General features: G+C 71.4%; 19 protein-coding genes. 13 read left to right on the top strand and 6 right to left on the bottom strand.

Annotated elements, in window-relative coordinates; translation table 11 throughout:
• Positions 1 to 446: 446 nt before the first annotated feature.
• On the top strand, positions 447 to 2,483 hold the full coding sequence (locus ACWCP0_RS00865; RefSeq protein WP_451077000.1) for a discoidin domain-containing protein: 2,037 nt from the start codon (positions 447 to 449) through the stop codon (positions 2,481 to 2,483).
• Positions 2,484 to 2,562: 79 nt separating this feature from the next.
• Here the strand turns inward: ACWCP0_RS00865 and ACWCP0_RS00860 are convergent, their stop codons facing one another.
• The gene (locus ACWCP0_RS00860; RefSeq protein ID WP_451076734.1) at positions 2,563 to 4,179 is read right to left on the bottom strand and encodes an N-acetylmuramoyl-L-alanine amidase; all 1,617 of its coding nucleotides are present in this window, start codon (positions 4,177 to 4,179) and stop codon (positions 2,563 to 2,565) included.
• 579 nt (positions 4,180 to 4,758) lie between these two features.
• On the opposite strand from ACWCP0_RS00860, the gene ACWCP0_RS00855 reads away from it, so the two are divergent.
• Positions 4,759 to 5,352 carry an SUKH-4 family immunity protein gene (locus ACWCP0_RS00855; protein WP_451076733.1) on the top strand — a complete coding sequence of 198 codons (594 nt, stop codon included), beginning with the start codon at positions 4,759 to 4,761 and terminating at the stop codon, positions 5,350 to 5,352.
• A 148-nt stretch (positions 5,353 to 5,500) separates the two neighbouring features.
• Here the strand turns inward: ACWCP0_RS00855 and ACWCP0_RS00850 are convergent, their stop codons facing one another.
• Positions 5,501 to 6,553, bottom strand: a complete 1,053-nt coding sequence (locus ACWCP0_RS00850; RefSeq protein ID WP_451076732.1) for a hypothetical protein — start codon at positions 6,551 to 6,553, stop codon at positions 5,501 to 5,503.
• A gap of 224 nt (positions 6,554 to 6,777) precedes the next feature.
• On the opposite strand from ACWCP0_RS00850, the gene ACWCP0_RS00845 reads away from it, so the two are divergent.
• The 3 genes from ACWCP0_RS00845 (at position 6,778) to ACWCP0_RS00835 (ending at position 9,886) form a co-directional block, all read left to right on the top strand.
• Positions 6,778 to 7,647, top strand: a complete 870-nt coding sequence (locus ACWCP0_RS00845) for a hypothetical protein (protein WP_451076731.1) — start codon at positions 6,778 to 6,780, stop codon at positions 7,645 to 7,647.
• 953 nt (positions 7,648 to 8,600) lie between these two features.
• Positions 8,601 to 9,179, top strand: a complete 579-nt coding sequence (locus ACWCP0_RS00840; RefSeq protein ID WP_451076730.1) for an RNA polymerase sigma factor — start codon at positions 8,601 to 8,603, stop codon at positions 9,177 to 9,179.
• Positions 9,176 to 9,886 (top strand): hypothetical protein, encoded by a 711-nt coding sequence (locus ACWCP0_RS00835; protein WP_451076729.1) that lies wholly within the window; start codon positions 9,176 to 9,178, stop codon positions 9,884 to 9,886. Before ACWCP0_RS00840 ends, ACWCP0_RS00835 begins: the two co-directional genes overlap by 4 nt.
• A gap of 28 nt (positions 9,887 to 9,914) precedes the next feature.
• Here the strand turns inward: ACWCP0_RS00835 and ACWCP0_RS00830 are convergent, their stop codons facing one another.
• Positions 9,915 to 10,115: a DUF397 domain-containing protein gene (locus tag ACWCP0_RS00830; RefSeq protein WP_451076728.1), complete on the bottom strand. Its 201-nt coding sequence runs from the start codon at positions 10,113 to 10,115 to the stop codon at positions 9,915 to 9,917.
• Positions 10,096 to 10,950: a helix-turn-helix domain-containing protein gene (locus ACWCP0_RS00825; protein ID WP_451076727.1), complete on the bottom strand. Its 855-nt coding sequence runs from the start codon at positions 10,948 to 10,950 to the stop codon at positions 10,096 to 10,098. The genes ACWCP0_RS00830 and ACWCP0_RS00825 overlap by 20 nt, the downstream gene beginning before the upstream one ends.
• A gap of 172 nt (positions 10,951 to 11,122) precedes the next feature.
• Between ACWCP0_RS00825 and ACWCP0_RS00820 the strand changes: the two genes are divergently transcribed.
• A complete protein-coding gene (locus ACWCP0_RS00820) occupies positions 11,123 to 11,326 on the top strand; it encodes a hypothetical protein (protein WP_451076726.1) in 204 nt (67 codons plus the stop codon).
• Entirely contained in the window at positions 11,326 to 11,748 is a 423-nt protein-coding gene (locus ACWCP0_RS00815; protein WP_451076725.1) for an ATP-binding protein, read from the top strand. The genes ACWCP0_RS00820 and ACWCP0_RS00815 overlap by 1 nt, the downstream gene beginning before the upstream one ends.
• 13 nt (positions 11,749 to 11,761) lie before the next feature.
• On the opposite strand, the gene ACWCP0_RS00810 is transcribed toward ACWCP0_RS00815, so the two are convergent.
• Positions 11,762 to 12,511, bottom strand: coding sequence for a hypothetical protein (locus ACWCP0_RS00810; RefSeq protein WP_451076724.1), 750 nt, complete (start codon positions 12,509 to 12,511; stop codon positions 11,762 to 11,764).
• Positions 12,512 to 12,740: 229 nt separating this feature from the next.
• Between ACWCP0_RS00810 and ACWCP0_RS00805 the strand changes: the two genes are divergently transcribed.
• The 4 genes from ACWCP0_RS00805 (at position 12,741) to ACWCP0_RS00790 (ending at position 15,280) form a co-directional block, all read left to right on the top strand.
• Positions 12,741 to 12,878: a hypothetical protein gene (locus ACWCP0_RS00805; RefSeq protein WP_451076723.1), complete on the top strand. Its 138-nt coding sequence runs from the start codon at positions 12,741 to 12,743 to the stop codon at positions 12,876 to 12,878.
• A 198-nt stretch (positions 12,879 to 13,076) separates the two neighbouring features.
• A complete protein-coding gene (locus tag ACWCP0_RS00800) occupies positions 13,077 to 14,000 on the top strand; it encodes a L,D-transpeptidase family protein (protein ID WP_451076722.1) in 924 nt (307 codons plus the stop codon).
• A 148-nt stretch (positions 14,001 to 14,148) separates the two neighbouring features.
• The gene (locus tag ACWCP0_RS00795) at positions 14,149 to 14,583 is read left to right on the top strand and encodes a hypothetical protein (RefSeq protein ID WP_451076721.1); all 435 of its coding nucleotides are present in this window, start codon (positions 14,149 to 14,151) and stop codon (positions 14,581 to 14,583) included.
• 43 nt (positions 14,584 to 14,626) lie between these two features.
• Positions 14,627 to 15,280 (top strand): RNA polymerase sigma factor, encoded by a 654-nt coding sequence (locus ACWCP0_RS00790; RefSeq protein WP_451076999.1) that lies wholly within the window; start codon positions 14,627 to 14,629, stop codon positions 15,278 to 15,280.
• A gap of 903 nt (positions 15,281 to 16,183) precedes the next feature.
• Here the strand turns inward: ACWCP0_RS00790 and ACWCP0_RS00785 are convergent.
• A complete protein-coding gene (locus tag ACWCP0_RS00785; RefSeq protein ID WP_451076720.1) occupies positions 16,184 to 18,472 on the bottom strand; it encodes a peptidoglycan recognition protein family protein in 2,289 nt (762 codons plus the stop codon).
• Positions 18,473 to 18,913: 441 nt separating this feature from the next.
• On the opposite strand from ACWCP0_RS00785, the gene ACWCP0_RS00780 reads away from it, so the two are divergent.
• Together ACWCP0_RS00780 and ACWCP0_RS00775 are read left to right on the top strand one after the other, a co-directional pair.
• Positions 18,914 to 19,618 carry an RNA polymerase sigma factor gene (locus tag ACWCP0_RS00780; protein WP_451076998.1) on the top strand — a complete coding sequence of 235 codons (705 nt, stop codon included), beginning with the start codon at positions 18,914 to 18,916 and terminating at the stop codon, positions 19,616 to 19,618.
• A partial coding sequence (locus ACWCP0_RS00775) for a hypothetical protein (RefSeq protein ID WP_451076719.1) occupies positions 19,618 to 20,620 on the top strand: 1,003 nt, incomplete at its 3' end. The genes ACWCP0_RS00780 and ACWCP0_RS00775, both read left to right, overlap by 1 nt.

Raw genomic sequence — 20,620 nt, 5'->3', positions numbered from 1 at the left:
GTCCGTGCCGCACGCTCATCGCGTTGCTGCGGTCGTCGTGCCGCACGCTCATCGCGTTGCTGCGGTCGTCGTGCCGCACGCTCATCGCGTTGCTGCGGTCGTCGTGCCGCACGCTCATCGCGTTGCTGCGGTCGCCTCCTCGCAGCGCACCGCGCGCACGTCGGCGAACAGCGCGCCGCGTCACCCTCCGGCGCCCGCCGGTCCGAGGAATCCGGCCGGGCCGTCGAGTCGCAAGTCCCAGAGCATTGACACCTTGTCTCACAGCCGCTTTTCTCGACGCACTGCTTGCGCGGCCATGACAAGTCCACAGTGGTCGTGCGCCGGCAGGGCTCAGCTCCACGAGACCCCCCACCCGCTCACCGATGTTCTGAGCGAAGACACCGGAGGCATGAGTGACGACCACGACTCGACGCTCGCACCGCACACGCAGCCGGCCCATCACGGTACTGGTGCTGCTCCTCACCGCTGTTGCCCTGGTCCTCGGCACGGGCCCCAGTTCCTCCTCGGCCGAGGCCGGCGCCGAAGCCGCGGCCGACTGGTGGACCCCGGCCGCGCGGCCGACGCCCGACTCGCAGATCAACGTCACGGGAGAGCCCTTCAAAGGCACCGACGCCCAGGGCCGGGTGCGGGGCTTCGTCGACGCGCACAACCACCTGATGTCCAACGAGGCCTTCGGCGGCCGGCTCATCTGCGGCAAGACGTTCTCCGAGCAGGGCATCGCCGACGCGCTCAAGGACTGCCCCGAGCACTACCCCGACGGTTCGCTCGCGGTCTTCGACTTCATCACCAAGGGCGGGGACGGCAGGCACGACCCCGACGGATGGCCGACGTTCAAGGACTGGCCGGCCCATGACTCGCTCACCCACCAGCAGAACTACTACGCCTGGGTCGAGCGGGCCTGGCGCGGCGGTCAGCGGGTGCTCGTCAACGACCTCGTCACCAACGGAGTGATCTGCTCGGTCTACTTCTTCAAGGACCGCAGCTGCGACGAGATGACCTCCATCCGCCTGCAGGCGCAGAAGACGTACGACCTGCAGGCCTACATCGACGGGATGTACGGCGGCCCCGGCAAGGGCTGGTTCAGGATCGTCACCGACAGCGCGCAGGCCCGCGAGGTCATCGAGCAGGGCAAGCTGGCCGTCGTCCTGGGCGTCGAGACCTCCGAACCGTTCGGCTGCAAGCAGATCCTGGACATCGCCCAGTGCGGCAAGGACGACATCGACCGCGGTCTGGACGAGCTGTACGGCCTGGGCGTACGCAGCATGTTCCTGTGCCACAAGTTCGACAACGCCCTGTGCGGTGTCCGTTTCGACGAGGGCACCCTCGGCACGGCCATCAACGTCGGCCAGTTCCTGTCGACCGGCACCTTCTGGAAGACGGAGAAGTGCACGGGGCCGCAGCACGACAACCCCATCGGCCTGGCGGCGGCACCCGAGGCGGAGAAGAAGCTGCCGCCGGGGGTGGCCGTCCCTTCGTACGCCGCGGACGCGCAGTGCAACACCCGCGGTCTCACCGAGCTCGGCGAGTACGCCGTCCGCGGCATGATGAACCGCGGGATGATGCTGGAGATCGACCACATGAGCGTCAAGGCCACCGGCCGCGCCCTCGACATCCTCGAGTCCGAGTCGTACGCCGGTGTGATCTCCTCGCACAGCTGGATGGACCTCAACTGGACCGAGCGGGTCTACGGTCTCGGCGGCTTCATCGCCCAGTACATGCACGGCTCCGAAGGGTTCATCGGGGAGGCGAAGCGCACGGAGGCGCTGCGTGACAAGTACGGCGTCGGGTACGGCTACGGCACCGACATGAACGGCGTCGGCGGCTGGCCGGGCCCGCGCGGCGCGGACACCCCGAACCCGGTGCGCTACCCCTTCCGGAGTGCCGACGGCGGCGCCGTCATCGACCGCCAGACCACCGGTGAGCGCACGTGGGACATCAACAGCGACGGGGCCGCGCACTACGGACTCGTCCCGGACTGGCTGGAGGACATCCGGGTCGTCGGCGGCCAGGACGTCGTGGACGACCTCTTCCGGGGCGCCGAGTCCTACCTCACCACCTGGAGGGCCTCCGAGAACCACGAGCCGGGGGTGAACCTCGCCTCGGGCGGCGCCGCATCGGCCAGCTCGTCGGAGTGGAGTCTGTTCACCAGCTATGCGCCCGACCGGGCCGTGGACGGCAGGGCCGACACCCGCTGGGCGAGCGACTGGAGCGACGACCAGTGGCTCCGGATCGACCTCGGGGACCGGCACCCGATCTCGCGCGTCAGCCTCGACTGGGAGCGCGCCTACGGGAAGGCGTACCGCATCGAGGTCTCCACCGACGGCACGAACTGGCGGACCGTGTGGTCCACGACCGACGGTGACGGCGGCCTGGACACGGCACGGTTCACGGAGACATCAGCTCGTTACGTACGCATTCACGGGCTGGAACGCGGCACCGGATGGGGCTACTCCCTCCACGAGGTCGGCGTCCACAGCAGCTGACAACGCGGGCGTGGGGCACGGCGGCCGGGGCTCAGTCGAAGAGCCCCGGCCGCCGGCGTCGTGGTTGTCGTCGTGCTCGTCAGTTTCCGGCGGCGTACGGGGAACTGCCCGCTGCCGTGCGGATTCCCGGAAGGGCGGAGTAGAGGCTCGCGCCGGGGCAGAGCGTGGCGTATCCGTCGCGGTGTCCGGAGACGGTGTTGAGCGTGGCGGCCTGGCCCTTCGTCCAGACGCCGGTGTCGGCGGCGGCGGTGAGCGTCACCTTCGCCTCCGGGTCGACGCCGTGCAGGCCCAGCTTCCAGGCGGCGACGTCGGCGACGGCCTGCTTGGCCGCGGCCGTCGGGGTGCCGCCGTTCTCGTAGTCGCCGAGGACGGAGATGCCCGACGAGTAGCTGTTGAAGCCGTAGGTGTGGGCGCCGAGCACGGGCCGGTCGATGCCGCCGGCGCGGCCCTCGAAGACCGTTCCGCACTTGTCGACGAAGAAGTTGTAGCCGACGTCGTTCCAGCCGTTCGTCTGCACGTGGAACGTGAGGATCGCGCGGATGATGGCGGGCGACTCCGCACAGTCGTAGGTGTTCGTCCCGGCGGTGTGGTGGACGAAGACCGCGTCGACCTTGCCGAGGTACGAGGGCGGGTCCTGGACGAGCGTCTCGTCGGCGCCCCAGTCGGCGCGGCTGACGATGGCCGGGGCGGACGGGGATGTCGCGCTCGGCTCGGGGTCGCCGCTCGGGTCGGTGGGAGCGGGGTCGGTGGGCTCCTCCGTGGGCGCCGTGCTGGGCGTGGGCTCGGTGGGGGCCTCGCTGGTGGGGGGCTCGGCCGAGGGCTGACCCGAGGGTTCCTCGGTGGGTGCTTCGGTCGGGGCCTCGGTGGGTCCGTCCGTCGGATCCGTGCCCGGGCCGGGCTCGGTCGGTTCGGTGGACGGGGCCGGCTCCTCGGGCGCGGGTGGCGTGCCGGTCGGCTCCTCGGTGGGAGGCTGCGAGGTCTCGCCGCCGGAGCCGCCGGTGGTGTCCCCGGGGTCGGTGCTGGGGGCAGCGGTCGTGGGCTCGTCCGTGGGCGCCGTGCCGGGCGTGGACTCCGAGGGCTGCGGCGCGGGGTCGACAGGGGTCTGCGAGGTATCGGGTGAGGCGGTGGGCTTGCCCTTTCCGCTTCCCTTGCCCCCGCCGTTGCCCTTGCCCTTCGTGGTCTCGCCGGGGTCGATCATGTCGAGCCGGAGCGCGTTGGGCACGGCGGTCTCCTCGCCGTCCGCCAGGACCCGCGCCTCGATGCCGTCCGAGGCCCCGACCCACAGCGGCTCCGAAGCACCGCGTACGCCAGAGGCCTTGCCTTCGGCGGACTCCGGCGCCCGTACGTCGAAGTCGAGATCGCGCCACTCGGTCCACTCACCGGTGGCGGCCTTGCGGGTGCGTATCTGGGCGGTGCCCTCGAAGACGTCGTTGCTGTCCTGCCAGGAGACGCCGACCAGCGAGAACAACTGCGTGTCGGTGCGCGGCAGCGTGCGCTTCTTCGGGTCCTTGCCGTCCAGCGCCAGCACATGGGCCTTCGCCGGGCTGGTCCCGTCGTCGCCGCCGGCGCCTTCGGAAGCACCCGTGACGGCAACGGCCGTCACTCCGGTGCCTGCCAGGATGACGGCTCCCGCCGCCAGCCAGATCGCGCGCTTCTTCATGCTCGCCCGCCGAGCGCGGGCTCCCCTCGGACTCATGTCCCATCCCTCGTACGCAGCTGATCAGTGCCTGTGGCCTGTGGCGGCCGACGGCAGTTCGGGTGTGCGGGTATGCGGGTGTGCGGATGACAGTCCCGGCCGAACGGGGGAACGAGGCGGCGGCGGCGCGGTTGCGTCGGCGCAGGGCCGCAGTCCTGCCTCGGTCGCGCGGAGTTGGGGGGATCCGTGTTCCCGTCGGACGGCGCAGCGGTTATACACGACGGCCGCGTCGCCGCACACCCGAGCGGACAAAACGGACAGTCTCTCTGTGGCGTGGGGTGCCCGCGCCCCTTGTCGGGAGCCGAGGGCCGCCGTTTCCGAGCGCGGCCAGATATCGGCCCCTCCCGGCGCTTCTCTCCTGCGAAGCGCCCCTTCTGTCGTGCGCCGCCGTCCGAACCGGTGGTGGCGCCGGCAAGGCCCGAGAAGGTGTCCTGGAGCATCGACTATCCGCACGGCACGGGGCCTGGCCCCGGTAAGGCACGCTCGGCCGGCATCAACGAGCTCAAGCGCACGTTGACAAAGATCCGGCGCGGGGCGTTCGATCACCTGTTGTAAGCGACCTTCTCGAAGGGAAAGCCAGTGACGTACGTGCCGCAGTGGCTGACGTCCACGTCATGGGACGAGGCCGGAACGCACGGTCTCGGCACCGAAGTCTTGGCGTCGGCGGCCGAGTGGCCCGAGCCTGTGCGAGAAGCTCTGGAGACGGCGCGCGAGTACGGGCTGCCTGCCGAGGTGGACGGGATGTTCTACCCCAGCCCCCACGGCGGCGCGTTCTCACGGGCGGGCGAAGGTGCTGCCGGGCCGTTCTGGCGGCTCGGCCAGCACGAATCGCAGCTCGGCGACTCGTACGTGTCCGAGTACGTGCTCGACGAGAAGGCACGTGTCGTGCTCTTGGAACCGTCCCTGCCCGAGCCCCGGTTCGTCAATTCGTCCCTGGTCGCCTTCCTCGACGCGCTCGCCGCGTGGGACCACCGGACCGAGCACCTCGACGACTTCGACCACCTCGAGCCGGAGGACGACGAGGACGAGGACGACCCGGCGGAAGAGGCCCGGGTCGCCTTCGGAACGGAGATCGCCCGGAAGCTGGAGGAGCAGGATCCGGCCGCGTTCACCGGTGAGGCCATCACCTGGTGGGACCGGGTCTACGAGGAGGTCGAGAACGACGTCGTCTGACATCGGTTCGAGAAGCCCGTAGCGACAACCGAACATCGAGGACTGCGGCCGGCCCGAGAGGGCCGGCCGCAGCGTTTTCCGCAGGGTGCGGAAGCGTCGATCTCGATGCGCGGGTCGGGCCACACGGCCACACCGTGAACACGGCTCGTCAGTCCCCGCGTGGTAGCTCCCACAGGTGCAGGGACGTCCGGTCCCTGGAGACGGTGTACCACGTGCCCTCGCCCGCGGAACGTGGGCTTCCCGAGATAGGGAAGGGGTAAGCGACAGGGCCACCCACGGACATGGTGCGCGGATCCACGAGCCAGTGACGCGGGACGTCGGCGTAGTCCTCGGTGCCGACTACAGCGCCGTCCTCGTAGGGGAACGCGGCCTCGTAGTGCCATCTGGCCATGTCGTCGCCCGGCAGCGGAGATACGGCGTCTGCGGCATTCAGTCGCTGCGCTTCCGCACCGTCGGAAGCCCGGTGCAGATAGAGGGCCCATTGCCCGGGGTCGGTGGTGAGGAAGTGCCGCCCGGACGGTCCGGCGGCCAGGAAGATCTCCCCCACGAGCTTTTCGAAGGTGAGTGTGGTGCCGTCCCAGTGTCCCCAGAGGAGCGGAGAGTCGTCGTCGCCCTCGCCGACGGTCAGCCCCATGTACGCCGGGTTCGGATGAGGGGAGTGGAAGGAGCCCGATCCCACGGTGTTCGTCGCGGCGCGGGTCAGCACCACGCCGTCGGCGGGGTCGAGGACGAGCCATTGCTCCTCGATGTCGTCCCCCGCGTAGGTGCGGATGTGGGCCCGGAGGAGCTTGCCGTCCGATGAGAACGCCGCCGAGCCGCTGTCCGCGTGGCCGTGGTGGAAATCGTCGGCGTACTCGGAGAACGAGGCATGGGCCTCGGTGCACACGGCGGCGGACCAGCAACCGTGCCGGATCTCCCACCGCACTGCGCCGGTCGGATCCACGGCTCGCAACGCGTGCACGCCGGCGAACACGGCAACATCACCCGTGGGAGAGACCGTCACCGAGCCGTACCGGCGGGGCCAGGGCGCGGGGAAGCGCACCTCCGTCCCCTCCCCGTCCAGGTCGCGGACAACCAGCTCGGTGTCCCCGCGCTGCACCAGCAGCCTGCGCCCGGGCCAGTGCAGCACCTGCGGAGCGTCGGCCGACTCCGGGTCCAACGGAGCGGCGACGGTGGCGACGAGGCGAGCGGCGACGGTCACGGAAGCCTCCGGCACGGATGGCGTGAGAGGGAAAACCTGACGCCGCCACCTTACGGAGGAGGGCCGAGGGCGCTCGGGGCCCCGGGGGGCCTCTGCCGACTCCGGCGGCGGGAAGGCGGAGCAGGGCATTCATGGCGGTTCGTGTGCAATGGGCGTCGGCGTGATCAGGGGTCGGCCGTTGCTGTACAGTCCGCGCGCCCCGCCCTCACGCAAGGAAGAGATCCATGAGCACTCGCCGCCTTACCACCGCACTCGTTCTCCCGCTCGTGCTGCCGCTCGCCGCCTGCGGTGCGGGGGAGGAGCCTGCGGAGGCCGGGGCGAGGAATTCCGGGGCGACGCCGTTCGCCGAGCCGTCCCCCCAGAGCCCCGAGTCGCCGCAGGACTTCCTCGACCTCGCCGAGAAGGCGATGGCCGGCGAAAGCGGATGGACCTTCTCCGTCACGGGCCGGGAGGGGCTGACTTTTCAGGGGCAGCAGAGTGCAGCCACCTATCGGGCCACGGTCCGGCGCGGTACGGAGCCCGAGGCGCTGCACTCCGAGGGCGTCAGCACCAGCAGCAAGGGGACGAAGAAGGGCGAGGAGATCTACGTCGTCGACGGCACGGCGTACCTCAAGGAGGACGGCGCGGCGTGGAAGCACGCGCCCGCCTCCGACCCCGAGATGGAGAACAAGACCGAGGACCCGGTGGCGGTCATCGAGGAGTTCCGGACGTACGCGCAGGCCGCAGGCGGTGGCGACGTGAAGCTGACCGAGGCGGACGGCACGATCGAACTCCGGGTCACCGGCGGCGGGCAGAAACTGACCGCCGTCATGGACCGGGCGTGGGCGAAGAAGGCGGAGCGGGAGTTCGACCCCACCGCCGAGCAACTGCGCAAGGCCGGCGTCCCGGTGAACGAGGAGCAGCTGACCCTGTCCCGGCTGGAGGAGGTACTGGTCCTGGACGCTACGACGTACCGGATCAAGAGCCACCGCTTCGAGTTCGGGATCCTCGCCCCATACGCGGGCGGTGAGGGCATCGCGTACGAGCAGGACGTCCGGGAGGAGAACCAGGGCACGTACGACGGGCGGATCGAGCTGCCCGCGGGTCTGCGCTGATCCGGGCCGCTTCTTCGCGACATCGCCGGGACGCCTCGGAGCGGAGCCAGGAGAGGTCGGCGGTCGCACCCGAAATGTCCGGGACCTGGTCCTCGGCAGGGCCGTCGTTGTATGACCGGACCGCCTTGAGACGCGGCCCGTGCATCTCTCCGGACTCGTCTCCGGAACCGTTTCGGCGAAGGTGTTGCCGCAGGGCTTCCCTGGTCCCGAACCCGTCATCACGACCGGCTGATCAGCAGACACCGGCCTTTCGGCTCGCGAACGAACAGGCTCAGCTCATACGTGGCAGCGCTGCCCGACGTGCTCGCGGCCGGCCCTCCGATGTGGACGCTCGCGCCCGCGCCGCACTGCTGGTCGTACGACAGCGTGGGACGCAACCACGACGGCTCGTGCACCTGCGTGAACCGGCTTGACACGCTTCCCTGAGGCGTCAGAACGTTTCGAGCGCCTCGCGAGGGGCCGAGGGGGCCTGGCGGGGGCCCGGCCGTGGGACCGCTCAGCTCTTCGCGGACCCGCCCGCGCACTCCGCGCAGAAGGTACGCCTCGACATACTTCGGGTCCCGGGTGCGCAGGTACTCCTCGGACTGCGACGAGACGATCCGGACCGATCGTGCTCCTCGACGTTCACGACAGCCAGACGCATCGGCTCTACGCCCGACGCCCGGCTGTCTCGGTGGTCGCGCTCCAGCTCTGCCTCGACGGTTCGGACCGCGGCCTCCCGCTCGATCATCCGGGCAGCCTCCCTTCAGGCTCCGCACCACCATGTCGTCGAACGGCAGTGGTCGCGACGGACGTACGTGCGACCAGGATTCAGGTGCTCGACGGTCCGATGTCAGAACCGGTGGGTAAGGTGGTCGGACTGTTCGAGGTGGGGGCGTGGGAGTTCGTTCAGCAGGTGCAGAGCTGTAGCTGCTGGTGTGCGGGAGCTCCGGGGCACAGACGAAGAGGGAAGTGTGGAGGCGTACGACGGGGAGCTCGGCGTCGCCGTTGCGCGTGCTCAGGAGGGGGACGAGGGCGCGTTCGCGCGGGTGTACCAGGTGGTGCAGCCCGGGCTGCTCGGGTACCTCCGGGGACTCGTCGGCGAGGACGCGGAGGACGTTGCCTCCGATGCGTGGCTGGAGATCGCCCGCGATCTGGGGCGCTTCCGCGGGGACGGCGCGGGGTTCCGGGGCTGGTCGGCGACGATCGCGCGGCATCGGGCGCTGGATCATCTGCGCAAGCAGCGCCGGCGGCCGCAGACGTCGTTGCTGGAGCAGGACGTGCTCGAACTTCCGGGCGGGCGGGACACGGCCGACGCGGCCCTGGAGTCCGTCTCCACCGAGCAGGCGCTGGCGCTGATCCGGAGTCTGCCTCAGGACCAGGCCGAGGCCGTGCTGCTGCGGGTCGTCGTCGGTCTTGACGGGCCCGCGGCGGCGCGGGTGCTGGGCAAGCGGCCCGGGGCCGTACGATCCGCAGCACACCGGGGGTTGAAGAGACTGGCCGAACGACTGGCCCACACGCGAGCGCGTGCGCTGAAGGACGAGACGACATGACACGGGAACGGGACGAACGGGAAGAGCCCCGCACCCCAGAGCTGGACGCGCTGCTCGAAGCGGCGCGTCGTCCCGGTGCGCCGTCTCCGGCCGCGCAGGAGCGGGCGCTCGCGGCGTTTCGTACGGCGCGGGACGCAGGGCTGCACGCCGCACCGGTGCCGCGGTGGCGGCTGCGCGGACGGGAGGACTGGCGGCCGGCGAGCGAGCGACGCCGTGGTCGTCTGCTCGTCAGGGGGCTGATCGCGGGCCTGGTCATGGGAGCACTGGGTGGCGTGGCCGTCGCGGCGGGGAACGGTGTGATCCCCTCGCCGTTCGGCGGCAGCGAGGAGCCCGTTCCGGACAGGCCGCAGCCGACAGAGAGCCGGACGACGGAGGAGACGGAGACACCGGGAGCCTCGGTCACGCCGTCCCGGAGATCCACAGGCTCCGGCGGGCCCGGGCAGAAGCAGGGCGCGGGGGGCTCCGCGGTGGACGATGCGCTGTGCCGCGTTTATCTGGACTCGCTGGACCGGAAGGGCGTACCGCCGCGCGGTGAGGCGATGGCGCGTCTGGAGGCGGAAGCCGGCGGTCCGGGGGCTGTACGGGTCTGGTGCGAGGGGCTGTTGGCCGACGAGCAGCAGAAGCCCGGCGGCCCGAAGGACGGTCCGGAGGCCGGGAAGCCGTCCAAGGGACAGGAGCCGGGGAAGCCGACCGACCGCCCGAAGTGACTCGGGCGGTGCGTGGAGTCCCTCGCGGTTACGCCTTGACGGCGGTGACGAAGGCGGCCCAGGCGCCCGCGGGGACCATGAGGACGGGGCTGTCCGGCACCTTGGAGTCGCGTACGGGGACGACACCGGGGAGGCCGTCGGCGATCTCGACGCAGTCTCCGCCCGTGCCGTTGCTGTAGCTGCTCTTGCGCCAGACGGCAGTGCTCAAGTCAATCCGGTTGCTTGCCATTTCGGTAATCCTCAGCCGCTTCCTCGATCATGGCGAGGGACGCCTCCGGTGGCAGTGCGGCGGCCCTCAGCAGATCGTACGACCTGCGGTACTCCTCCACGAGCGCCGGATCGTCGATGGTGTCGCCACTGTGCTGCGACTCCAGGTAGACCAGAGGAGGGGCGTCGGGGAAGGTCATCACCTTGACCATCCCCATCATGAGCGGGTGCGGGCCGCAGTTCCACGGCAGGATCTGTGGAACGATCCGGCGACGCCTCCCCAACGCCGCGATGCGGTACAGCTGTTCCGCCGTCTGCTCTGGCGGGAGGATCGGCTGGCGCAGCAGCACCTCGGGCAGGATCGCCCAGTACATCGGGGTCTTGTGGTCGTCCTCGAAGAGATGGCCGCGCGCCATGCGGGCGCCGACCTTCTCCTCCACCTCCTCGTTCGGGGCCAGTGGCATCGCCGCCTGCACCAACGCCCGCGCGTACGCCTCCGTCTGCAGGAGACCAGGAATGAGAGTCGGGCTCCACTCCTCGATCGTCTCCGCGTGCTTCTCCGCCTCCAGCACCCGCTCGAAGTAATGCGCGTGCCCTCGCCGCCTCGCTTTCCTTACGTCTTCGCACCGCCGCTTGAAGAAGCCGTCCGTCTTCAGCGCCCGGTCCACGTGCTCCGCCAGCTCCGCCGGCATCCGCCGCTCGCCGCGCTCGATCTCGCTCAGATGGCTCGGCCCGTAGAAGCTGCCCTCCACCAGCTGCTGGAGCGTGAGCCCGGCCTCCTCCCGCTGCCAGCGCAGCTCCTTGCCGTAGAAGGTGGGGACGCCCGCCGATCCGTCGATGTCCTTGCGTCGTGCCATCGTTCACCGCCTGGTGCTGTTACCCGACCGTTCCCGCCGTTTCCCCGCGCAGTCCCAACTGCGCGTCGAGTTCGCGCTGTTCACGGCCGGGAATCGGAACCCCTTTCACGTTAGGGGCTGTCGCGTCACTGTGTGAGTGATTCGTCACAGAGCGCACAGGAAGGCGTTTTCCATGTACGACACGACGGACGCGGACGAGTGCATCGACCAGCTCCGCGCCGCACTCGCCGCCCACGGCATCACGCTGCCGTCGCTCGGCATCGACCTGCCGACCTTCGCGGCCCGCTGCCCCACCCGGCCGCTGATCGCACTGGGCAACTGCAATCTGACCACCGCTCGCGCCCTGCTCGCCGCCCTGCGCAAGGGGACCGCCTGATGCTGCCGTTGACTCTCGACCTCCTTGCGACCCCGAAGGCCGTGCCCGAAGTGCGCCGCACCGTGCGCGAGTACGTCGGCGTCCCCTGCGCCGACCTCCAGCTGTGCGTCAGCGAGCTGCTCACGAACGTCATCCGCCACCTCGGCGACGGCGTGCCGGTCACCGTCCGCGTCGTCCGAGCCGCCGAAGGCGGCCGTACGCGACTGGAGGTCACCGCACCCGATCCCCGCGCCTCGCCCGTCCTGTGCCGCGCCGCCGAGAGCGACGAGACCGGCCGCGGCCTCGCCCTCCTCGACGCGGTGGCCCTGCGCTGGGGCGTGTACCAGGGGCCCGGCACCAAGACCGTCTGGTGCGAACTGCCCGAGGCCGGCCCGGCGTCCCCTCGCGCGGGGGCCTCGCACGTCACGTACGTGCCGTCCTGAGGGCCCGGCCGGGTCAGGCCGGCTTGACGGCCTCCGCCAGCTTGGTCAGCTGAGCATCGAAGAGGTCCTGCGGCAGCTCGGCCTCCTTCGGGGACAGCAGGTGGATCGTGAAGAAGACCGCGAGGGCATTGCCTTCGCGCACCGCAGTGAGATGCATCGGCACTTGCTGGCCCTGTGCTTCGCCGGTCATGACCCAGGACACCGATTCGTCGCCGCCCTTGAGAGCCTCCTCGGCGGCGACCGATACGTATGTGACCGTGGCGCCGCCGTTGTTGCCCGTCGTGGAGAAGCCGTCGGCGCAGGCCTCGACCGCCTTGCGGATGTCGGCGACGGTCTGCTGGGCGCCGTCGCCCTCGTACGAGAGGAGGCTGGTGGTCACCGACATGCCGGGCTTGGCGGCGGAGCTGAAATTGCGGCTGGCCCAGGCGCCGGCCACGGGGGTACGGGTGGTGCCGGACGCGGTCATGTCGGCGAGCGCGCGGCACTCGTCCTTGTCGGCCTTCGGGCGCAGGGCCGCGATGTTGTTGTCCTCGGCCTGGTAGCCCGCGACTTCGGTCTTGGTGACGAGCGCCTGCTTGAGCTGAGCCTCGGTGAGGACCGGTCCCGCGGCGGCCGGCTGTGTGGGCTGCTCGGAGGCGCCCTGCCCGGCGGCGGGGCTCTTGGAACCGGCGTCCTCGGAGCCGGAGCCGGAGCCGGAACCGGAGCAGCCGGTCAGCAGGGCAGCGGCCGAGACGACGGCGACGGCGGTGGTTCGGATGCGCATGAGACGTCCTGTCGGTGGTGCGGATCGCGCGGGCAGGGAGTGGGCGCGCCGGTCCATCCCGGCACGTTCAACCCAGCGCGTGCCGCCGCCGAAACATCACGAGTCCGGAATGGCCGTAGCGCGGCCCCCGGTTCCGGTTGACGAGACTCGGCAGGACCGGAGTGAGCTGCCGGCGGAGATCAGAGGTCCCTTCCGCGCGTTTCACCGACGACGCCCCTGGCCGGCCGAGGTGCTGCTGAACGTGGACCGGGTCGGCCCTGCCGCGCTGGAACCGCTGCTCGACCGGGTCGAGACCGGCTGTCCGGTGGTCGCCGAGTTCACCGCCTGGGCGCGCGAGGAAGCGACCGGCCGGAGCTATCAGGGGTGAACCGATGGTGTCACCGAGTCACGGATCTGTAGGCAGATCGGTTCATCCTTTATGGGACGAAATGCGTGTCGCCTGGTTTTCGGCCGCGGCCAGCGTATATAACCGGCCGGCCTTGTCGCGCGGCCATGGTGTGGCGCGCCCTTCCGGCAAACCAAGGATGACTTCGTGCTGCCCTCGCCACATCCCTTTTGTATTGCTATGGCTGTAAGCAGTGCCACGCTGCTGCTGTCGGCGTGCGGAGGTCATGAGCCTGGCGGCACCGGCTCCGCCGGGTCCGTCGTGTCCGTGGCGCCCGGCGCCACGCAGGAGGCGCAGGACGGGGGAGCGTCCCCGTCGGGGAGCCCCTCCGCCTCCGCCTCCGCCTCCGCCTCCGCCTCCACCTCCGCCTCCACCTCCGCGTCAGCTTCCGCCTCGGCCTCGGCGAATGCGTCCGCCTCCGCAAAGGCGTCCGGCCGGGCCCAGGCGAGTGCCACGCCGCGCGCCGAGGGAGGCGGTACGCAGAACGACCAACAGGCCGCCGCTCCCGCCGCGCCGGACTTCCCCGTGCCGGTCAACGTCGGCGATGCCACGCAGGTCATCACGGTGAAGGCCAGCGGCTCGTACGCCACGGTCACGGCCTGGTCCAAGGGCTCGTCCGGCTGGAAGGCGGTCATCTCCGACAGCGGCCGGGTCGGGTCGAACGGGGTCGTCGACGGGGCGACGCGCCGCCAGAACACGTACACCACGCCGTCGGGCACGTACACGATCACCGAGGGCTTCGGTGTGGAGGCCGGCGGCACCGCCATGCCGTACACGAAGGTCAACTCCAGTCACTGGTGGGTCCAGGACCCGGAGTCGAAGTTCTACAACTCGCTGCACACCGAGGAGGGCGCCGACTTCCCGCTCACCGAGTCCGGTGAGCGCGGCAGCGAGCACCTCGTCGACCACCCCACCCAGTACGCCAAGGCCCTCGTCATCGACTTCAACCGCCGGCCCGCCGTGCCCGGACGCGGGGCCGGGATCTTCCTGCACGTCAACGGCAGCGGGGCGACCGCCGGGTGCGTCTCGGTGCCCCGGGGGACGATGGACCGGATCATGGGGTGGATCGAGCCCTCGGTGCACCCACGTATCGCGATCGGCTGACGCGCGACTGGCGACAGCCGACCCGCGACCGACCGCCCTCGACGCCTGAAGGCCGGCAAAGGTTGTACGGGTGGTGGAAGTTTCTGGTGTGACAACGGATACGCGTGGCTCCCGTGATACTCATGAAAGCGCTGTCGCTTGATCAGACATGGACAGCGACTTCGGCATACTGCCCGGCGCGCAGGACATGCGCGCGTACGTCACCCGTTTCGTCGCGCAGCTGACCGAGCGGAACCGGCTGCCGCTCGACTACTCCGTGGCCAGCCTGCGGATCGTCGACTTCGTTGTCGACGGACTCCGGCGGGGCCACCCCGAGCGGGCGCAGGTCGAGGGAGTCCTGCGAGGGCTGGGCGCGTACGTCGGCGAGGTCATGGTGCGCCGGGCCGGAGGCCAGTGGGTCGACTTCGACGCCGACCAGCGGGAGTTCTTCGGGCAGCCGGTCGGCGTCCGGATGCCCGACGGCCGCGCCTGGAACCCGCTGGGCAAGGTGGTCAAGCGCTTCGAGGCGGGCGGCCCGGAGGAGTCCGTACAGCGGCTCTATCTGCTGCTGCACGGCCGCGGCAGTCGAACGGTGTCGTGCTGAGTTCTCCGTGACGCGACGTGAGGTGTCCGCGCGGGTCGGGGTCATGGGCCCCCGGACGCGGCGTCCGGCGGCCGGCCGGTACGAAGAGCGAAGAGTGGGCGCGTACGACGCGGAGCTCGGCGCTGCCGTCGAGCGGGCCCAGCAGGGGGACGAGGAGGCGTTCGCGCGCGCGTACCGGATGGTGCAGCCGGGGCTCCTGGGCTTCCTGCGGGGGCTGGTCGGCGAGGAGGCCGAGGACGTGGCGTCCGAGGCGTGGCTGGAGATAGCCCGCGATCTGGGGCGCTTCCGCGGGGACGGGGCGGGGTTCCGCGGCTGGACGGCGACGATCGCGCGGCACCGGGCGCTGGACCATCTGCGCAGACAGCAGCGGCGCCCACGCCCCTCGCTCCTGGAGCAGGACCTGTTGGAACTGCCGCACTCGGACGACACCGCCTTGGCGGCGATGGAGTCCGTGTCCACCGAGCGGGCGCTGGCGCTCATCGGGAGCCTGCCCCGCGACCAGGCCGAGGCGGTGCTGCTGCGCGTGGTCGTCGGGCTGGACGGTCCGGCGGCGGGGCGGGTGCTGGGCAAACGGCCGGGGGCGGTACGGTCCGCAGCGCACCGCGGACTGAAGAGACTTGCCGGGAGACTGGCGCACACCGGAGCCCCGGGCGGCGAGGCGCCCGCAGGGCGGAGCGGGCTGGAAGGAGAACGATGAAGCCGGAGCCGGAAGACGTCCGAACCCCGGAGCTGGGCGCTCTCCTCGCGGCGGCACGCCGCGGCGGCACGCCGGATGCGGCCGTTCAGGAGCGGGCGGTCGTGGCCTTTCGCGTGGCGCGGGACGAGGGCCTGCACGCCGCACCGGCGCGGTGGCGGCGTGCCCGGGACGACTGGCGGCCCGCCCCTGAGCGGCGCCGCGGGTCTCTGTTCGTCAGAGGGCTGCTCACGGGTCTGGCCGTGGGGGGGCTCGGTGGCGTGGCGGTCGCGGCCGGGAACGGCGTGATCCCCGCGCCGTTCGGGGCCGGCACGGAGCCGGGGCCCGGACAGAGCTCCCCCGCGACGCCCGGCCCTGATCAGCCGGGCCAGGGGGAGACCCGTGACACGGAGCGGGGTGCGGAGAACGCGGCGCGACCCACGGACGCGCCCTCGGGCCCCGCCGCGCCCGTGCCTCCTCACGCGGCAGAAGCCGATGCCGCGCGCTGCCGCACGTATCTGGCGGCCCTGGACCGCAAGGGCGTTCCGCCCCGCGGCGAGGCCATGAGAAGGCTGGAAACGGAAGCCGGCGGTCCAGAGGATGTACGCGCCTATTGCGAGCGGCTGACCGCCGGGCAGGGGCCGCAGTCCGGCCCTGATCCGGTACGGGGCCGGGGCTCGGCACAGGTGCCTCAGGAAGGCCCGCAACAGCCCGCGGAGGACAGCCCGGAGGACAGTCCGGAGGACAGTCCGGAAGGCAGCCCCGGATCCGGCGAGCCGGCCAAGGAGTTAGGTCCCGGCGTCACCGGACCACCAGCGAAGCAGGGGCCCAGGACGGCCCCTTGACCCGGCGCCGAACACCCGGAGACGAAACGGCGCCGCCGCTCACCCGGCGATGCGGGTGAGCGGCGGCGCCGTTCTCACGCGACTACTTGAGGTAGACGAGTCCGTCGGTCGTCACCGTCGGCCGGCCGGCCGTGCCGACCACCACGATCTTGACCGTGTGCTTGGCCGATGTGGTCCAGGTCTTCGTCCAGATCGCGTCGCGGTACTTGGTCGTGGCGGACTTGAGGTCCACCGTCGCCACCTTCACCCCGTCCACGTAGACGTACGCCTGGCCCGACGTGGAGGCGCGCGAGACGACCCAGGCCGCGGACCGTCCGGTGAACGTCCACGTCAAGGAGGCGTTCTTGGCGGTGCCGGAGTAGGACGCGCCGCCGAGGTAGCTGGTCGAGGACCTGGTGGACCACGTACCGCTCCGGACCGCGGAGGTCTCCTGCAGGATCACCGGCGTCCCCGAGACCGATGCGGCGGCGGTGTTGCCGGCCTGGTCGTGGGCCGTCATGTTCCAGGCCGTGGCCACACCGGACTTGGCGGTGTGGGCGGCGCTCGTCACCGTCGGGCCGTAGGTCTTGGCGACCGGCGCGGTCAGCCGCACTTCCTTCAGGGCCGCGGTGTCGCTCGCCTTCCAGGACAGCGTGAGCGGCACTGCGGTGGTGTTCACCGTGCCCGTGCGCAGCGCGAGCGACGGCTTCGTCGTGAAGACCGGCGCGGTGGTCTCGGCGACCACCGTGGCGGCGGCGGAGGTGGCCGTCTTCCCGGACTGGTGGACCGCCCGCACAGCCACCTTGTGGGTGCCGACCGCAAGCGTCGCCTTGGCGGAGGTGGCCGAGCCGGGAGCGGTCGCCACGACCTTGTCGTCGACGAGGAGTTCGAACGTGCCGATCAGCGCGGCGGGCGTCGAGGCCGACCAGCCGACGGTGATGCCCGCCTTCGTGTAGTACGTCGAACCGGACATGCCGCCGCCGGTGACGGACTTGACGGCGAGTCCGGTGACCGGGCCGCCGGCCCAGCTGCGGATGGTGCCGAGCTGACCGTAGAAGGCTGTGCCCGGGCACTGCGTGTTGTACCCGTCACGGTGGCCGTGGATCGCCGGCAGCGTCCGCTGGGCGCCCTGGGCCCAGGTGGCGCCGAAGTAGTTCTGGCCGGCGGCACCGGCGGTGAGCGTCGCGGTCCCGGTCGGGCTGACGCCGTACTGGCCCAGCTTCCAGGCCGCGATGCGGGCCACCGACGTCATCGCCGCCTGGGAGGGCGCGGCGTCGGTGTACGTGCCGAGCACGGAGATGCCGGTCGTCTCGGTGTTGAAGCCGTAGGCGTGGGCGCCCAGGACGGGCAGGTCGACGCCGCCCTTGCGGCCCTCGTAGACCGTCCCGCACTTGTCGACGAGGAAGTTGTAGCCGAGGTCTTTCCAGCCGAGCTGCTTCACGTGGTACGTGTAGATGCCGCGCACCACGGCGGGGGCGTCGGCGCAGGAGTAGGTGTTGCTCTCGGCCGTGTGGTGGACCACGACCGCCTTGATCTTCTCGCCGGGCAGATAGCCCGGCTCCTCCGGGCTGATCGACTCGTCCGCTCCCCAGCCGGCCCGTGAGGTGATCGGCGGGCGCGGGGCGGTGGACGGCGGGGCCGTCGGTGCCGTGGCCGTGGGGGCGGGCGACGACGAGGCCGGCGCCGAGGGGGAGGCCGACTCGCTCGGTGCCGCGGACTCCGATGCCGTCGGGCTCGGCGACGCCGTGTCGGTCGGCGTGTCCGTCGGCGTGTCCGTCGGCTCCTCGGCCGGAGCCGACGACGTGGGCGCCGACGCCGTGTCGTCGGGGACGGGGGACTCCGACGTCGGAGTCGGGGTCACGGTCTCCTCCGCCACGAACGCGGCGGGCTCCATCGCCGAGCCGCCGCCCTTGCCGGGGTCGACCATGTCGAGGCGCAGCCCGGCGGGAAGGCGGGACGAGGTCGTGCCGCCCGCCGTGACCCGCACCTCCACTCCGTCGGACGCACCCACCCAGGCGGGTTCGGTCCCTCCGCGCCGGGCCGAGCCCTCACCCGGGCCGCTGTCCCCGTCCAGCTTCAGCCAGTCGGACCACTTCCCGGAGCCGACCGCGCGGGTGCGTGCCTCGACGGTGCCGGTGACCCGGGCGGCCGGATCCGTCCACGTCACTCCGAGCATGCTGAAGGGCTCGGTGTCGTGCCGGGCGAGCGAGGCGTTACGGCCACCGCCGTCCATTTTCAGAGCAGTTGTCCGGGAATCTGCCTTGACCGGTCCGGCCTTGTTCTCCAGACCGGCGTCCGCCGAAGGTCCGCCGGTCACCCCCTCGAAGACGAGTACTCCGGCGAGTCCGGCCACCACAGTGGCAGCCGTGACCCATATGCGACGAGATCTCATGAACGGTACGTAATCCCTTGGTTCGCTGCGGTTCGGGCGGGTGGTGCATGGGTGCGAGCGCTTACCCCAGCGCACAGCGGTCGCGATTCGTCACGCCCGGCCTGACCCGTGCGGAATCTGATGGACCGCCATGTCTTCCCGGGGGCGGCTCTACCGGCAGCCCGGAGCGGGTGCGGGGTTCTGCGGCGGGAAGTTCGGAAAGGACGACCGGGGCCGCCACCCCCCACAGGAGAGGCCCCGGTCGTCGTCCGCCGGGGTCGCTGAGCGACCCCGTACTACCTACAGCGCCAGGGGTGCGTTTTCTGTCACACGCACGGCTGCAGCAGAATGTTGCAAGTTGTACAAGACATGGACGTACCCAGCGGTAGGCACGTAGCGTGCTTCTGCGCGAAGGGGCGTGCGGCGGCGGTGACCAGCCGCGATGACGAACGGGTAGTGGGAGTGCTGGGGGACGACGCGGAGCTGACCGCCGCGGTGCTCGCGGCTCAGGACGGAGACGAAGACGCTTTCCGGACTGTGTACCGCGCCGTGCATCCGCGGCTGCTCGGCTACATACGCACGCTGGTCGGCGAACCGGACGCCGAGGATGTCGCGTCCGAGTCCTGGCTGCAGATAGCGCGGGACCTGGAACGGTTCAGCGGGGACGCGGACCGTTTCCGCGGCTGGGCGGCACGGATCGCCCGCAATCGCGCGCTGGATCACATACGGATGCGGGGCCGGCGCCCCGCGATCGGCGGCGACGAGACCGAACTCACCGGGAAGCCCGCCGAGTCCGACACCGCCGACGAGGCCATGGAGGCTCTCGCCACCGGCCGGACGATGGAACTGATCGCCCAACTGCCGCAGGACCAGGCCGAAGCCGTCGTGCTGCGCGTCGTCGTCGGCCTCGACGCGAAGAGCGCGGCCAAGACACTCGGGAAGCGGCCCGGCGCGGTACGCACCGCCGCGCACCGAGGACTCAAGCGGCTGGCCGAGCTCATCAACGCGGGCGGCGAGCCCGGCGGTCACATGAGTACCGGGGCCGGGGATACTCTCGGGCGCGGCTCGGAACTCGGCGCTGTACCGCCGCAGCGCGGCCTCCGCCCCGGAGCGGCACGATCGGCCGGTGTGACGCATACGCGTCCGCGGACGCAGAAGGACATGTGATGGCCGACGAGCGGTACCAGTGGCTCGACCAGGATGCGGCGGAGCGACTGCTTCGCGGTGACCAGGTGGAGTCCATCGGCGATCACACACAGCACCAGGCCCGCCGGCTCGCGGACGCGCTCGACGCCGTACGGACCCCGGGTGCCTGGCCGGGAGGGAGACCGGCGGCGGAGCCGCTGCGCGGCGAGGAGGCCGCCCTCGCGGCCTTCCGCAAGGCGCGCGACGGCGGCGGCGCGGAACTGCTCCCGACCGTACAGCTCGCGGCACCCGCGTCGTCGCGGCCGGTCCGCTGGGCCCGGCCCGTGCGCTGGGGACTGGCCGCCTCGCTCGCCGGTTTCGCGGTGGGCGGTGTGGCCGTCGCCGCCGGGACCGGTCTGCTGCCCACTCCCTTCGGCGGCGACCGCAACCCTGCGCCCGCCTCCTCCGTTTCGGCCGCCGTCACCCCGGGACCGCTGGTCTCCGATGCCCCGTCGGACGACGACGGGGTGACGACTCCGGTGGCGCCCTCGTCCGGCCCGGGCAGCCCGTCGGCGCCCCCGTCCTCCGGCGCATCCGTGCCCACGGGCGGGACGGGCCTCGACAAGGGGGCAGGCGGCGGCAGCCGTGAGGACGGCCGGACGGACCAGCCCTCCGGGAACGACCGCGACGGTTTCGGCGATCGGTATCGCAAGACCGTCGAAGCCTGCCGCGACTACCGGAGCGGGCGGCTCGACGAGGACCGCAGGCGCCGCCTCGAGGACGCGGCCAACGGCGCGGACAGGATCGGGCGGTTCTGCGACCGGGTGCTGTCCGGCGGCGACGGCACGTCGGGCGACGGCAACGACGGCGGAAGCGGCAGTGACGGCGGTGGCGACGGCGACGGCGACGGCGACGGCGGTGACCCCGGCGGGGACGACGACGCCGACGGGTCCCCTGCACCCCCGGTGCTCCCTGTCGAGCCTGCCCACCCCGCGTTCCCGGTCGAGCCGGTCAGGCCGGCACTTCCTGTCAGGCCGGCGCCCC

The sequence above is a fragment of the Streptomyces sp. NPDC001970 genome, from assembly GCF_053594115.1.
Note: the sequence above shows the minus strand (reverse complement) of the source record. Positions and strands in the feature narration are given on the sequence as shown.